This window comes from Algibacter luteus (genome assembly GCF_030344935.1).
Classification (GTDB): domain Bacteria; phylum Bacteroidota; class Bacteroidia; order Flavobacteriales; family Flavobacteriaceae; genus Arenitalea; species Arenitalea lutea.
The window spans coordinates 1,843,930-1,857,833 of the sequence record NZ_CP128313.1; the positions used below are offsets into that span (position 1 = coordinate 1,843,930).

Consider the following 13,904-nt stretch of genomic DNA (forward strand, 5'->3'; position numbering starts at 1 on the left):
CAAATGATAAAAAGAATAGTATTCATTACACTCTTTCTAGTTGCGAATTGTGCTTTTGCACAACTTAAAATGCAAGGTGTAGTAAAAGATAGTTTAGGCGTTTCACTAGAATTGGCCAATGTCATTGCCATTAATCAAGAAACCAAAACCCTTCAATCTTACGGTATAACCGATCAAAACGGGCGTTTTCAAATAAGTTTATCCAAAAATTCCAATTATAGCATTCAAGTAAGCTATGTTGGTATGAAAACGGTAACAGAAAATATTTCTACACAAGAAGAAGATCTCACAAAAGATTTTGTATTACAAACAGACAATGTTTTAGATGCGGTTGAATTAACTTATGAAATGCCAGTAACCATAAAAGGCGATACTTTGGTTTACAACGCAGATTCGTTTAAAAACGGTTCGGAAAGAAAACTTGAAGATGTTTTAGAAAAGTTACCTGGAGTTGAAATAAATGATTCTGGGCAAATTGAAGTTGAAGGCAACGTAGTAACTAAACTGATGGTAAACGGCAAAGATTTCTTTGATGGCGATACCAAATTGGCCACTAAAAATATCCCTTCAAATGCCGTTGATAAAGTTCAAGTACTTCGAAATTACTCTGAAGTAAGCCAATTAAGTGGCGTGACTAATAACCAAGACAATTATGCCATTAACATAAAATTAAAAGAAGGGAAAGAAAACTTTTGGTTTGGAAACATTACAGCAAGTGCTGGAGCCTCTCCCGAAGATGAGTTGTATTTAGTACAGCCAAAATTGTTTTACTACAGCCCAAAGTTTAGCATTAATTTTTTAGGTGATTTAAATAATACAGGAGAATTAGCACTTACAAGGCGAGATATTAGAAGTTTTGGAGGTGGATTTCGAGCACCTAGCAGAAGCAGCGGAACCAGTATTGATTTAGGAGATAATAGTTTGAATTTTTTAACCTCGCAAGCAAATGCTCTTGAGATTAAAAATAAAATGGCGGCTACTAACTTTAGTTATTCTCCTAATAAAGCTTTAGATATTAGTGGGTTTGCGATATTAAATAGCAACCGTACTTTATCTAAAGAAGTGAATTTTGTGCAATATACCGATTCCGATTTGGGTATACCTGATGAAACTACAGAGCAAACAAGTAATGAAAGTTCAGATCAGGGTCTTTTGAAATTAAGTGCGGCTTACAAGCCAAACGTTAATAATCAACTGGATTATGATGTTTTAGGACGTTTTTCAAAAGATGTTCAAGATCAAAATTTATTATCTTCTGTTGTAGGAAACACGAGCCAGTTGGATAACGTAACACCTTTTAGTATCAATCAAAATATAAATTATTATTACACGCTGAACGAATCAAATATTTTTGCTTTTGAAGCTCAACATTTAATTAAAAATGAAGATCCTTTTTATAATGCAGTATTGCTAAACGACCCAGAGAATAATGATGATGCAGATGACGATGCCTTTGATTCTACTGCCGAAGCTATGGGATTTGATGCCTCTTTCGATAATTACGATTTAGGCCAAGACCGACTTGTAAAATCAAATCAGTTAGATGCTAAACTAGATTATTATTACATTTTGAATTCTAAAAGTAATATCAATTTTACTTTAGGAACCATATTAAGTAAACAAGAATTTAATTCGAACATTTTTCAGTTTTTAGATGATGGTACCGAGTTTGAACCTACACCAACTTTTAATGATGGTTTAGCAAAAAATGATACCGATTATAACTTTACCGATGTGTATTTAGGAACTCATTACACCTTAAAATCGGGGAAATTCACCATTATTCCTGGTTTTTCGATACATAGTTATGGTAATAAAAATTCACAGTTTGGTGAAACTTATAAAGATAATTTCGTGAAATTTTTACCAGATTTTGAAACTATAATTCAATTTAAGAAAAGCGAAAGTTTAACCTTGCGTTACAGTATGCAGAACAATTTTACCGACATCACCAAGTTAGCTGAAGGTTTGGTTTTCAACAATTATAGCAGTATTCAGTTTGGTGAATCTGAATTACAAAACGCGTTATCTCACAAAGTTAATTTAGTTTACAGAAGCTTTAATTTGTTTAATTATACCAATGTTTTTGCGCGTTTATCTTACAATAAGAATATCGATCAAATACGTGGGTTAACAAATTTTGAAAATGTTATTAGAACTAGTACCTTTTTTAATTCGAATTTTGCAGATGAAAGCGTTTCAGCCAGCGGACGTATTCAACGTACTTTTGGAAAATTAAGAGCTGGACTTACAACGGGTTTCAATTATAGCAAAATCAATCAATTTATTCAAGATAGACAGTCTGTAAACGAAAATATTACTCAAACCTACACGCCAGAATTACGAACTAATTTTACTGAAGCTCCTAACATTAGGTTACGTTACAGATACAGTGTTTCAAATAATAATCAAGGCACAAGTTCAACAAAATTTGTTACTAATGCGCCGTCCATTGATTTTGATGCTTATATCTGGAAAAGCTTAACATTTAAAACCGATTATACATATACCAATCAAGATAGTGGAACGCAACCTGCACAATCGTTTCAAACTTGGGATGCATCTTTGGCGTATCGCAAAAATGAAGACTCCAAATGGGAATACGAAATTAAAGCTACCAATTTGCTGAATATAGATTCAAGAGTAACCAATAGCGCCACAAACTTATCAGTTTTAAATTCTGAAACATTTATACAACCACGGTTTGTTACTTTTAGAGTACGTTATGAGTTATAAGCGGTTGACTTACTTTATTTGAAATATGATATGATGGAAAGCGATTAATTAAATTAAAATTTTAAAATTCTTTTTGCAGAATTAATAAACAATAATATATTTGCGAACGATTTTGGGGAGATACTCAAGCGGCCAACGAGGGCAGACTGTAAATCTGCTGACTACGTCTTCGCAGGTTCGAATCCTGCTCTCCCCACATAAATTAAAAAGTCTGCATGACAATGCAGACTTTTTTTATACAGAACGAAAATGGGGAATTTATTTTAAAAAAGCGAACTAATTACTCCATGCAGGTCCTTCGTTTCTCCCGGTAGTGTTTGTTAATTGGATGCGTTGTTTCGTATTGATATTTATTTTCCAGATATTATAATTGCCTTTTGAGCCTGCCGTATAAACTAGCCAATCACCATTTGGCGACCAATCAGGTGAATAACACTCTATAGCATCATTTGTGAGATTAATTAAATTAGTTCCATTAGAATCCATAATAAATAGATCCCACTGATTGTTTGTACTTCCGTAAAATGCTATGCTTTTTCCATCTGGTGAGAATTTTGCTCCTGAATCATAACCATCTTTAAACGTTAGCCTTTTCACATCGCTACCATCAGCATTCATGATATGTATTTCTCCATTGGCGGCATGAGACGTATCAGAAGGATCTCTAAGCTGTCGTGTAAAAATAATTTTCTGTCCATCTGGCGACCAATCTGGACTTTCTTCATATGATTTATTTTGTGTGAGCGCTTTTACGTTAGAACCATCTTTATTCATTACGTAAATATTTTTGCTTAAAGAATCTCGTTCAGACATGAATAATATAAACTCACCATTAGGCGAGGGGACTGGCAACACGTCATGCGAAGGATGATTTGTTAACCGTATAACAGCATTCCCTTGAGAATCCGTACTATAAATTTCGGCATTTCCATCTCTTTTAGAATAAAAAAAAAGCTTTGAATTATCGAAAGCCCAGGCTGGACTAAAATCGAGTGCGTTATTGTTTGTAATGTTTTGAAGATTTTCTCCATTAACATCTATTAGATAGATTTCGGAGTTTCCATCTCTATTAGTAACAAATGCGATTTTCTCTTCATTACTATTTGTTGTGACTTTACTATCTGTAGTTTTAGAATCTTTACAGGAATTAATTAAAACTAGGAGGAAACATATGATGAGAAGTCTATCCATTTTATAAAAATTATAAAAAAATGTATGATGTCAAGTACTAACTAAGATAGTCAAAATTTTTTTAGAAAGTCAATTTTAAATCGTCTTCCAAAAAAACGATAAGTCTTCGTCTTTTATAAAACCTTCACGTTGGTATAAGTGTTGCGCAGGATTGGATTTTTCGGTTTGAATCATGAGGCCTTTACATCCTTTTTCTCGGCACAATTCTTTCGCTTTATGAATCAATAAAGTGCCAATTTTCTGGTTTCTATATTGGGTGTCAATATATAAATCATTAAGTAAATACATCGCTTGCATACTTACGGAAGAGAACAAGGAATATAATTGTGTAAACCCAACAGCTACATTATTTATATAAGCAATATAAATCACGGAATCTTGTTTTGTAAGACGCTCTTTTATATAGTTTTCAGCTCCTATTAAATTTGAAGGTTGCCTGTAAAACACACGATATGCATCAAATAGCGGCACAATATCTTTTAAATGTTTTGTTGTAGCTTGAATTATTGTCATAAAAAAAAATCTGTAATGTGAAATTACAGATTTTAAATTTATGCAAAGACAAAAAAAGCCTTTTTATCCCTTTTTTTGTTTGTTAATTTCATCTTGTAATTGGCGTCTTACCTTTTGTTCACGCTCTAAAGCCGTACGTCTGTGTTCATCAAATTCTTCTTCTATTTCAGCTAAACTTTTATTGGCGGCTCTGGTAATGGCATTACTATTTTTAAATTTATAAATAAATAAAATTAAAAGCGCTAATAAACCAGCTATAATGGTCCACATAAGTACGTTGTAATTAACTTTACTCATTTGCATCCCAAACAATGCCATATTGTTTTTCTCAGCATCAGTTTTATCTAAATCGGCTTTCGTGTTTGAAAGATTAGCTTTTAATTCTTCAATTTCTTTTGCTTGATTTTCTACGACTGCTTTTGTTTCAGCTAAATTTTTATGAACCGTTTTTAATGAATCTAAGGTGTGAGCTCTTAAAGCCAGTAACATACTAAGTCTTACTGCTTCATAAGGTTGACCGTTAGTGCCTTTAAAATTTCCAGACTTTTTTAAGACATATTCGAATTGATTATCGATTGTACCTTTGTACAATGATAAGGCCTCGTCGTCTTGTACTGCTTGTGAAAAAGAGTTTAGTGTAATTAAGCAGGTAAATACTATAAAAAGTAAAGATTTGATAGAATTCATTTTAATAAATATTTTGGTTGTATTTGGTTTGCGAATTTATAAAATATTGTTTAGTAATTACTTATAAATCATTAAAAAGCCTCATTTTTATGAGGCTAATTTATATACGGTTTAAACTTCAATTTAGATTTTAATAATATGTATAACGTCTTACTTTGGCAATATATTTTGCTAAACGTATAACTTGATGGCTATAACCATATTCGTTATCGTACCAAATATATAGAATAATGTTTTTTCCGTCCTTTCTCACTATGGTTGCCTTACTATCATAAATTGAGGGTGCAGAACTGCCTACAATATCGCTAGAAACAAGCTCGTCGCTCAATTCGTATTTTATTTGTTCAACTAAATCACCTTCTAAGGCGTATTTCTTCAAAATAGTATTAACACCATTTAATGACGTTTTACTTTTCAATTCTAAATTAAGAATGGCCAACGATCCATTAGGAACCGGAACTCTAATCGCATTCGAGGTTAGCTTGCCTTCTAAACTAGGCAAGGCTTTAGCAACGGCGCTTCCTGCTCCAGTTTCAGTAATAACCATATTTAAAGCTGCAGCTCTTCCACGACGGTATTTTTTGTGAAAATTATCCACTAAATTCTGGTCGTTAGTATAGGCATGAATGGTTTCTAAATGCCCGCTCTTTACACCAAACGAATCTTCAATAGCTTTTAAAACAGGCGTAATCGCATTGGTTGTACATGATGCTGCAGAAAATATATCCACTTTATCGGGGTCGTTTTCTTTATGATTAACTCCATAAACGATATTGGGAACTTCTTTTCCAGGAGCAGTGAGTAATACCTTGTTTACGCCCTTAGATTTTAAATGTTTACTCAACGTCGCCTTATCTCTAAAAGCACCAGTATTATCTATAACTAAGGCATTATTAATATTGTATTTGGTATAATCAATTTCCTCTGGGGTATCGGCAGAAATGACACGTACTGTAGTCCCGTTAATAATTAAGGCACTATTTTTTACGTCAATATTAACTGTTCCGGGAAAATCACCATGTACCGAATCATTTCGGAGTAAAGACGCTCGTTTTTCAAGTATTTGGGCATCTATTGCACCTCTAGTAACAATGGCTCTTAATCTTAATTGACTGCCTTTTCCAGTCCTTACCATTAGTTCTCTGGCAACGAGTCTACCAATTCTACCAAAGCCATAAAGCACCACATCTTTTGGGTCAAAGTCATTACTCTTACCAGCATCTTTTAATTTTGAAGCCACAAATGCTTTAGCATTCGCGTGTTTATTGTCTTCTACATGATATTCGTAAGTTAGTTTACCAATATCTAATTTTGCGGGTGGAACATTTAGACTTTTAATAGCCTGAGCAATTTCAACCGAATCAAAAATAGAGATGGGTTTTTGAACAAATTTGCCTGCATATTCATGTAAGTTTAAAATCTGACTTACATTTCTGTCAATTAGCTGATTTCTGAATAAAACCAGTTCAATAGATTTGTCGTACCACAAATCACTTACAGTTTTTATAAATTCTACGGTGGCCTTTCTTCGGTCGGCTTGAAAAGCCAATTCTTTTTCATAAGTTTTGTTAGAACTCATTGCTTAAATAGTTTAGTTTGTATTGATAAATTTTGACAAAAATACCATAATTCAAACGTTTTCGTAAGCTATTTTAAAAAAAATATAAGAATTAAACAGCATAGAGTTTCGATAACATAATAGGCAACAAAAATTAAAATAAATAAAAAAAACAACCCTTCAAATTTCGTTGAATCTGAAGGGTTGTTTTTAAGAAAAATGGGTCACTATTTAAAATTATATCGTTCTTTTTCTCCGTTAGTATTTATAAGTTCTATTCTTAAAGAGCCAGAATCAGTTTGCATTTTTAATGCATTTTGAACATCATCAACTGATGTGACTTTAATATCATTCACTGAAGTGATAATACAGCCTTCCTCAATACCATTTCTTTTCCAATAATCGGCATATTGAGAATTTAAATCGGTAATTTTTACACCGTAAGGCGTTTTAAATTTCTTTAAATCTGCTGCTTTAGCATTTTTTACATGACCAACCAAAGGAATTGTAGTGGTTTCGTTTTTTGCTAAAATAACTGGTATAGTTTTGGTTTTACCGTCTCTTAAAACTCTTAAATTCACCACATCATTAGGACGTTTGGTATTTAAATGCCCTGTTAAATCAGAAAATTTAGAGATTTTAATATTATCAATTTCTTTTATAATATCACCTTTTTTCACGCCTGCTTTTTCAGCACCAGAATCTTCAATCACGCTGTCAATATATACGCCTTCGGTATCTGTAACGCCAATTTTTTCGGCCATTATGCTGTTTAATGCACCGCCTTGTATGCCTAAAATTCCATTTTGCACATTACCGTATTCCATAATATCCTCAACAACTTTTCTTGCAATATTGCTAGGAACCGCAAAAGAATAGCCAACATACGATCCTGTTTGCGAGGTAATAGCCGTATTAATACCAACCAATTCGCCATTTGTATTTACAAGCGCACCACCAGAATTACCTGGGTTAACCGCTGCATCCGTTTGTATAAAAGATTGCCTACTCGTGCCCGATAAATCTCTTGCTTTAGCGCTAATAATTCCGGCTGTAACTGTAGAAGTTAAATTAAACGGATTTCCAACAGCCAAAACCCATTCTCCAATTCTAGCCGTGTCAGAGTCTGCGAATGTTACAAATGGTAAATCTTCATCTGCATTAATTTTTAATAGTGCAATATCAGTTTTTGGGTCTGTTCCAATAAGTTCAGCAACAAAAGTTTTATTATTATTCATCGTTACCGAAATTTGCTGCGCATTATTAATCACATGATTATTGGTAATAATATACCCATCAGCATTAATAATCACTCCAGAACCCGTACCAATTTGCGGACTTTGTGAGCGTCTTCCAAAAAATAAATCCTCAAAAGTCAGCTGTCCAGAACTCTGTGCTAAATTTTTAACATGCACTACTGCATTAACTGTATTTTCTGCAGCCAAAGTAAAATCGGGAGCCGTTTCAGTATTTAAAACCGCATTCAAACTATTTGTTGGCAAAAACGCAGGCGTTGCAGCTTGTGTAGCTACCACGACAGGTTTATCTTCTTCAATAAAAAGTTTGTAGGCGCCTAATGTAAAAATACCACCTAAAGCAGAAACCAATACTAATGTTAAAATCTTCTTCATAATGTTCGTTTAAGTTTTATTTATTAACGATTAAAATTAAATAAATATTGAATTTCAAATTCAACTTTAACTACGATTTAACAATCTTTAAAATCATTCCTTAATCGGCGCCTGCCTGCCGTTAGGCAGGTTGCCACAAGGGTTGAGCTTGTAATTTATCCTGAGCAGAGTCAAAGGGCTATATCTATTTTAAAGCTTAGGTTCGGTATCTTCAACTAAAAAAAATTGTTTTCGATAATCTCAAAAAAGGATACAGCTGCAATCCTTAACGCGCTTCCAATTCGTATCTGTCAATAATCATCAAGTTTTTAATTTTCATCAAAAAATTTAATTCACTTCTTTATCTTTGCCTTACATTATGCAACAGACTTTTTACAAATACCAAGGCACAGGAAACGATTTTGTGATGATTGATAATCGTCAACAAATATTCGACAAAAATAATACCAAACGTGTTCAATTTTTATGCGACCGACGTTTTGGCATAGGTGCTGACGGACTCATATTACTTGAAAACCATCCAGAATACGATTTTAAAATGGTTTACTATAATGCCGATGGCAATGAAAGTTCCATGTGTGGTAATGGTGGACGATGTTTAGTGGCATTTGCAAAACAGTTGGGCGTTATATCTAACCAAGCTGTTTTTGAAGCTATTGATGGTTTGCATCACGCCAAAATTAATGGTGATATTGTGCAATTGCAAATGTTAGATGTCAATACCATTGAGAAGCACGATAATCATGTGTTTTTAAATACAGGGTCGCCACATCATGTGCAATTTGAATCTGAAATTGAAAATTTCGATATCAAAACCAAAGGGGCTAAAATTAGATATGGAGCACCTTATAATGAAGCAGGAAGCAATGTTAATTTTGTTAAAAAGCTTTCTAACGATGCTTTTAGAGTTAGAACTTACGAACGAGGTGTTGAAGATGAAACCCTTTCTTGTGGTACAGGTGTTACCGCAGTGGCTATAGCAATGCATTTTCTGGGTGAAACAGATAAAAACCAAGTGACACTTCAAGTAGAAGGTGGTGAGCTCAAAGTGTGTTTTGATGTTAAAAATAATACGTATTCTAATGTTTGGCTAATAGGGCCAGCAACTTTTGTTTTTAAAGGAAACATATGAAAACTCTAAAAGGCCAAAACATATATTTACGTGCACTTGAGCCTGAAGACTTAGAGTTTATTCATACTATTGAAAACGACGAATCCATTTGGGAAATTAGTAACACCCAAACACCATATTCTAAATTTCTTATAAAACAATATCTCGATCATGCTCATAAAGATATTTTTGAAGTAAAACAATTACGATTAGTAATTTCTAGTTTTAATAATGAAGCCTTAGGAATGATTGATTTATTCGATTTCGATTTTAAAAATAGGAGAGCAGGTGTTGGTATTTTGGTTAAAGAACCGGAAGATAGAATGAAAGGCTATGGAAAAGAGGCTTTAAAATTATTGATAGATTATAGTTTTAAGCATCTCGATTTGCATCAGTTATATTGCAATATTTCTGAAGGAAACGATGCGAGTATTAAATTATTTTCCAATCAAGGCTTTAAAAACATTGGATTAAAAAAAGAATGGAACTATGTAAATGGTACTTTTAAAAACGAATATTTATTTCAACTTATTAATAATTAGATGTATATAAAAAAAATCCTTCTAGCTATTTTAATTGTCGGGCTTATTGTAGCAGCATTTTTTGCAAATTTTGTATACAAAGCCATGTTAAAACCGAATACAGCGTTTAATAACGAAACGGCATATATATTTGTGGCATCAGGTGCAAATTATCAAGAGGTAAGATCGCAATTGGAGCCATTATTAGAAGATATTAATTCGTTTGATGATTTAGCTGAACAAAAAAAATACACATCCAATATTAAAGCTGGTCGTTTCGAAATTAAAAAAGGAATGACAAATAATGATATTATTAATTCCATTAGAAGTCGGAATCTACCAATTAAATTATCGTTCAACAATCAAGAAACTTTAGAAAAGTTGGCAGGTAGAGTTGCAAATCAAATTGAAGCAGATAGTCTTTCAATTTTAGCCGCAATGAAAGATTCAACATTTTTAGTTGATAATAATTTCAAGCTAGAAACGGCTTTAGGCATGTATTTACCGAATAGTTATGAGTTTTTTTGGAACACGTCTGCTGAAGCCTTTCGCGATAGAATGCTGAAAGAATATAATCGTTTTTGGACACCAGAAAAAATTAAAAAAGCAAATGATTTGGGCTTGACTCCAAATCAAGTCATTACCTTGGCGTCTATTGTTCATGAAGAGTCAAAACGGGCTACAGAGCAGCCAAGAATCGCGGGTGTATACCTAAATCGATTAAGAATAGGCATGCCGCTTCAAGCAGACCCGACTTTAAAATTTGCAGCTTATCAACTTCCTAAGTATAAGAATACGGTAATTAAAAGAGTTTTAAACGTTCATAAAGATATAGACTCACCTTATAATACTTATAAATATAGAGGATTACCTCCTGGGTTAATCGCAATGCCAGATATTTCTGCTATCAATGCCGTTTTAAATTATGAAAAGCACAAATACCTATATTTTGCTGCCGATGCCAAAAGATTAGGCTATCATAAATTCGCAAAGAATCTGGCACAACATAACGCGAATGCTCGAGAATATCAACGCTATTTAACATCACAAGGTATTAACAGATAGTGCGTTTTTTAAAAGCACATATCATTTGTTTTGTGTTGTTACCTTTTTTATCAATTTCACAATCTAAGTTAAATGCATTTCTTACACCTAGTGACACGCTAAATAAACCGCGAAGAAATGCAGTAATTGCAGTTGAAGCTTCATTAGGATCTCTTACACTTGTTGGGTTAAATCAGCTTTGGTATAAAGATTTTGAACGCTCTAAATTCCATACCATAAACGATAATAACGAGTGGTTGCAAATGGATAAAATTGGGCATGTTTTTACCTCTTATCAACTTGGTAAGCATGGTGCTAATCTTTTAAATTGGAGTGGTGTCAGTGAAGAAAATCAACTAATATATGGCGCAACTCTTGGATTTACATTTTTATCGGCGGTAGAAGTTTTTGATGGTTTTTCTAAAGAATGGGGCTTCTCTTGGGGCGATATTTTGGCCAATGGGGCTGGAACTGGACTTTATATTGGGCAAGAATTACTCTGGAAAGAACAACGAATAGCTTTAAAATACTCATTTCACCAAACAAAGTTTGCGAATCAACGTCCAGATAAGCTTGGGGAATCGTATTTAGAACAAATTTTGAAAGATTATAATGGGCAAACCTATTGGTTAAGTGCTAATTTGCATTCTTTTTTTAAAGACAAACACATTCCTAAATGGATAAATGTTGCGGTGGGTTATGGAGGGCACGGTATGCTTACTGGGAATGAAGATGTTGACAGTCAGGTGTTAATAAGTAATCAACGCTACAGACAATTCTATTTAAGTTTTGACTTAAATTTGAATGGAGTTAATACAAAATCAAGAGTACTTAGGTCTATTTTTGACGTTTTGAATATGATAAAAATACCTTTCCCGACTTTAGAATTTAATAAAAAAGGGGCAGTATTTCATCTATTCTACTACTAATAACAGTACTTAAGCGATTAATTTTGAAGTTGTTAAAAAAATCACTAATTTTGCACGCTCAAATTTCAAGGTATAATTTGATTTTAAAGTATACTGAAAAAATTTAAAATTATGGTAAAAAATATTGCGAGTTACAGCACACTGACGCTTACAATATTAGCACTATTGTATTTTTCGTTTCAATCAAACGAAACGATTGATTTAAGTAATTACTCTACAGAGGGTTTAGACTTCACTTATACTGTAAGTTCTGAAACAGCTTCGCTACCTAAAACTTTAGATTCTGAAAACTCTTTCTCTCCTTATTTAGGAAAGTCGTTTGTTGGTTTTAAAGAGGCTTTAGCCTTTAAAGAATCTGGTGGTGATTACAATTCAGTAAATACTTATGGTTATTTAGGTAAATATCAATTTGGAGCGGAAACTCTAAAAATGATAGGTATTTATAATCCTGCGAAATTTTTAAAAAATCCAAGATTACAAGAAAAGGCATTTATAGCGAATGCTGCTCGTAATAAATGGATATTAAGAAGAGATATCAAAAACTTTGTAGGTAAACGTATCAACGGAATTATTATTACAGAGTCTGGTATACTTGCTGCAGCACATTTAGCGGGTCCTGGTAGCATTAAAAAATATTTAAGAAGTTACGGATTAGATAATTTTGCCGATGGTTACGGAACTACGGTACATTACTACATGAAACGTTTTTCGGGGTATGATACTTCTTTTATAAAACCTAATCAAAAAGCTAAAGCGATTTAAGCATTTAGTTTTTATGAATAATAAATATGGTAGGTCTCTTGTGGAGGTCTACCTTATTTTTTTTCCATTGATTTGCTGTTTGGGTTTTAATAAACTCGCTAGTTAAAGTAATATCGCAGGCTACGCAAACATTGGTGTTATTCTCCAGAATAGATGTTAAATCTTCTAGCATTTTATTGTTTCTATAAGGTGTTTCTATAAAAATCTGAGATTGGTTCTGATCGAATGATAACCGTTCTAATCGTTTAATTTCGCTTTTACGTTCACCTTTGTCAATAGGCAAATAACCGTTGAAAGCAAAACTTTGTCCATTCATACCAGATGCCATAAGAGCTAATAAAATTGAAGAAGGCCCTACTAACGGAACGACCTTTATACTTTTTTCGTGTGCTATTTTTACAATATCTGCGCCTGGATCTGCAATTCCTGGACATCCAGCTTCAGAGAGTAACCCAACGTTAAAACCATTTAAACATGGATATAAAAATGTTGGCAATTCAGCTTCGTCAGTAAACTTATTTAAATGAAAAATTTTTAATGAAGGTTGTGATTTTTCTGGAGCTATTTTTTTTATAAAGCGTCTTGCTGTTTTTTCATTTTCAACAATAAAAGTATCTAATCGTTCTATAGTTTGTTTAACTTTAATTGGTAAAACTTCTAAAGGCTCATTTTCGCCTAAAGTTGTTGGTATGAGAAAGAGTTTACCAATTGAGTTATTCATTGTATTCTATTTTATATTTAAAAGCAGCGCTAACTATTTCAATTTTTTATTGTAGTTTATTTGCTATAATAGTACAAGCTTCATTGAGCATTTGGTAAACATTTTCAAAACCATGATCGCCACCGTAATAGGGGTCGGGGACTTCAAAGTTTTTATTTTCGTGAACCTCATTCAATATCATATTTACTTTCGCTATATCTTCTGGGTTTCGGGCTAATTTCACTACATTTTGATAATTAGTTTCGTCCATAACATATATCATATCAAAAGTGTCAAAATCTGACAAATCAAATTGTCTTCCTTTTAGATTTGATATATCTAAACCGTGCTTTCTAGCAACAGCAACCGAACGCTTATCAGGAGAGCTACCAACATGATAATTGGCAGTGCCTGCAGAATCTACAACAAAATTGTTTGATAATTTAGATTTTAATATACCTTCGGCCAGCGGAGAACGACAAATGTTTCCTAGGCAGACCATCAATATTTTAGTCATGATT

Annotated in this window: 13 protein-coding genes and 1 tRNA gene; 7 read left to right on the plus strand and 7 right to left on the minus strand. The window is 33.0% G+C overall.

Translation table 11 applies throughout. The features are described from left to right. Positions 1-3: 3 nt before the first annotated feature. Both O5O44_RS07655 and O5O44_RS07660 read left to right on the plus strand, forming a co-directional pair. A complete protein-coding gene (locus O5O44_RS07655; protein ID WP_289196410.1) occupies positions 4-2,736 on the plus strand; it encodes a TonB-dependent receptor in 2,733 nt (910 codons plus the stop codon). Positions 2,737-2,850: 114 nt separating this feature from the next. Continuing rightward, a tRNA-Tyr gene (locus O5O44_RS07660) sits at positions 2,851-2,932 on the plus strand. An 80-nt stretch (positions 2,933-3,012) separates the two neighbouring features. Here the strand turns inward: O5O44_RS07660 and O5O44_RS07665 are convergent. The 5 genes from O5O44_RS07665 to O5O44_RS07685 all read right to left on the minus strand — a co-directional run bounded on the left by O5O44_RS07665 (position 3,013) and on the right by O5O44_RS07685 (position 8,316). Continuing rightward, positions 3,013-3,927: a TolB family protein gene (locus O5O44_RS07665; protein WP_289196411.1), complete on the minus strand. Its 915-nt coding sequence runs from the start codon at positions 3,925-3,927 to the stop codon at positions 3,013-3,015. Between the two features lie 75 nt (positions 3,928-4,002). Further along, positions 4,003-4,440: a GNAT family N-acetyltransferase gene (locus tag O5O44_RS07670; protein ID WP_289196412.1), complete on the minus strand. Its 438-nt coding sequence runs from the start codon at positions 4,438-4,440 to the stop codon at positions 4,003-4,005. Positions 4,441-4,503: 63 nt separating this feature from the next. Then, positions 4,504-5,127 carry a tRNA (guanine-N1)-methyltransferase gene (locus O5O44_RS07675; protein ID WP_289196413.1) on the minus strand — a complete coding sequence of 208 codons (624 nt, stop codon included), beginning with the start codon at positions 5,125-5,127 and terminating at the stop codon, positions 4,504-4,506. A 130-nt stretch (positions 5,128-5,257) separates the two neighbouring features. After that, the gene (locus tag O5O44_RS07680) at positions 5,258-6,706 is read right to left on the minus strand and encodes a glyceraldehyde-3-phosphate dehydrogenase (protein WP_289196414.1); all 1,449 of its coding nucleotides are present in this window, start codon (positions 6,704-6,706) and stop codon (positions 5,258-5,260) included. Positions 6,707-6,912: 206 nt separating this feature from the next. After that, complete coding sequence (locus O5O44_RS07685) at positions 6,913-8,316, minus strand: trypsin-like peptidase domain-containing protein (protein WP_019386623.1); 1,404 nt, start codon at positions 8,314-8,316, stop codon at positions 6,913-6,915. A 358-nt stretch (positions 8,317-8,674) separates the two neighbouring features. Between O5O44_RS07685 and dapF the strand changes: the two genes are divergently transcribed. The 5 genes from dapF to O5O44_RS07710 all read left to right on the plus strand — a co-directional run bounded on the left by dapF (position 8,675) and on the right by O5O44_RS07710 (position 12,683). After that, positions 8,675-9,448 carry a diaminopimelate epimerase gene (gene dapF / locus O5O44_RS07690; protein WP_289196415.1) on the plus strand — a complete coding sequence of 258 codons (774 nt, stop codon included), beginning with the start codon at positions 8,675-8,677 and terminating at the stop codon, positions 9,446-9,448. After that, the gene (locus O5O44_RS07695; protein ID WP_289196416.1) at positions 9,445-9,969 is read left to right on the plus strand and encodes a GNAT family N-acetyltransferase; all 525 of its coding nucleotides are present in this window, start codon (positions 9,445-9,447) and stop codon (positions 9,967-9,969) included. Before dapF ends, O5O44_RS07695 begins: the two co-directional genes overlap by 4 nt. Continuing rightward, positions 9,970-11,013: an endolytic transglycosylase MltG gene (mltG, locus tag O5O44_RS07700; protein ID WP_289196417.1), complete on the plus strand. Its 1,044-nt coding sequence runs from the start codon at positions 9,970-9,972 to the stop codon at positions 11,011-11,013. It abuts the gene before it with no gap. A gap of 32 nt (positions 11,014-11,045) precedes the next feature. Beyond that, the gene (locus O5O44_RS07705) at positions 11,046-11,921 is read left to right on the plus strand and encodes a DUF2279 domain-containing protein (protein ID WP_289196418.1); all 876 of its coding nucleotides are present in this window, start codon (positions 11,046-11,048) and stop codon (positions 11,919-11,921) included. 111 nt (positions 11,922-12,032) lie between these two features. Continuing rightward, positions 12,033-12,683: a lysozyme family protein gene (locus tag O5O44_RS07710; RefSeq protein ID WP_289196419.1), complete on the plus strand. Its 651-nt coding sequence runs from the start codon at positions 12,033-12,035 to the stop codon at positions 12,681-12,683. Positions 12,684-12,687: 4 nt separating this feature from the next. On the opposite strand, the gene O5O44_RS07715 is transcribed toward O5O44_RS07710, so the two are convergent. Both O5O44_RS07715 and O5O44_RS07720 read right to left on the minus strand, forming a co-directional pair. Next, a complete protein-coding gene (locus tag O5O44_RS07715; protein ID WP_289196420.1) occupies positions 12,688-13,404 on the minus strand; it encodes an SAM-dependent methyltransferase in 717 nt (238 codons plus the stop codon). Positions 13,405-13,450: 46 nt separating this feature from the next. Further along, positions 13,451-13,900, minus strand: coding sequence for a low molecular weight protein-tyrosine-phosphatase (locus tag O5O44_RS07720; protein WP_289196421.1), 450 nt, complete (start codon positions 13,898-13,900; stop codon positions 13,451-13,453). Positions 13,901-13,904: the final 4 nt, after the last annotated feature.

Bases quoted from the DNA above. Each gene is read 5' to 3' on its own strand.
- O5O44_RS07720 (WP_289196421.1), bottom strand. From the start codon at position 13,900: ATGACTAAAATATTGATGGTCTGCCTAGGAAACATTTGTCGTTCTCCG.
- mltG (WP_289196417.1), top strand. From the start codon at position 9,970: ATGTATATAAAAAAAATCCTTCTAGCTATTTTAATTGTCGGGCTTATT.
- dapF (WP_289196415.1), top strand. From the start codon at position 8,675: ATGCAACAGACTTTTTACAAATACCAAGGCACAGGAAACGATTTTGTG.
- O5O44_RS07715 (WP_289196420.1), bottom strand. From the start codon at position 13,404: ATGAATAACTCAATTGGTAAACTCTTTCTCATACCAACAACTTTAGGC.
- O5O44_RS07675 (WP_289196413.1), bottom strand. From the start codon at position 5,127: ATGAATTCTATCAAATCTTTACTTTTTATAGTATTTACCTGCTTAATT.
- O5O44_RS07670 (WP_289196412.1), bottom strand. From the start codon at position 4,440: ATGACAATAATTCAAGCTACAACAAAACATTTAAAAGATATTGTGCCG.
- O5O44_RS07695 (WP_289196416.1), top strand. From the start codon at position 9,445: ATGAAAACTCTAAAAGGCCAAAACATATATTTACGTGCACTTGAGCCT.
- O5O44_RS07665 (WP_289196411.1), bottom strand. From the start codon at position 3,927: ATGGATAGACTTCTCATCATATGTTTCCTCCTAGTTTTAATTAATTCC.
- O5O44_RS07680 (WP_289196414.1), bottom strand. From the start codon at position 6,706: ATGAGTTCTAACAAAACTTATGAAAAAGAATTGGCTTTTCAAGCCGAC.
- O5O44_RS07685 (WP_019386623.1), bottom strand. From the start codon at position 8,316: ATGAAGAAGATTTTAACATTAGTATTGGTTTCTGCTTTAGGTGGTATT.
- O5O44_RS07655 (WP_289196410.1), top strand. From the start codon at position 4: ATGATAAAAAGAATAGTATTCATTACACTCTTTCTAGTTGCGAATTGT.
- O5O44_RS07710 (WP_289196419.1), top strand. From the start codon at position 12,033: ATGGTAAAAAATATTGCGAGTTACAGCACACTGACGCTTACAATATTA.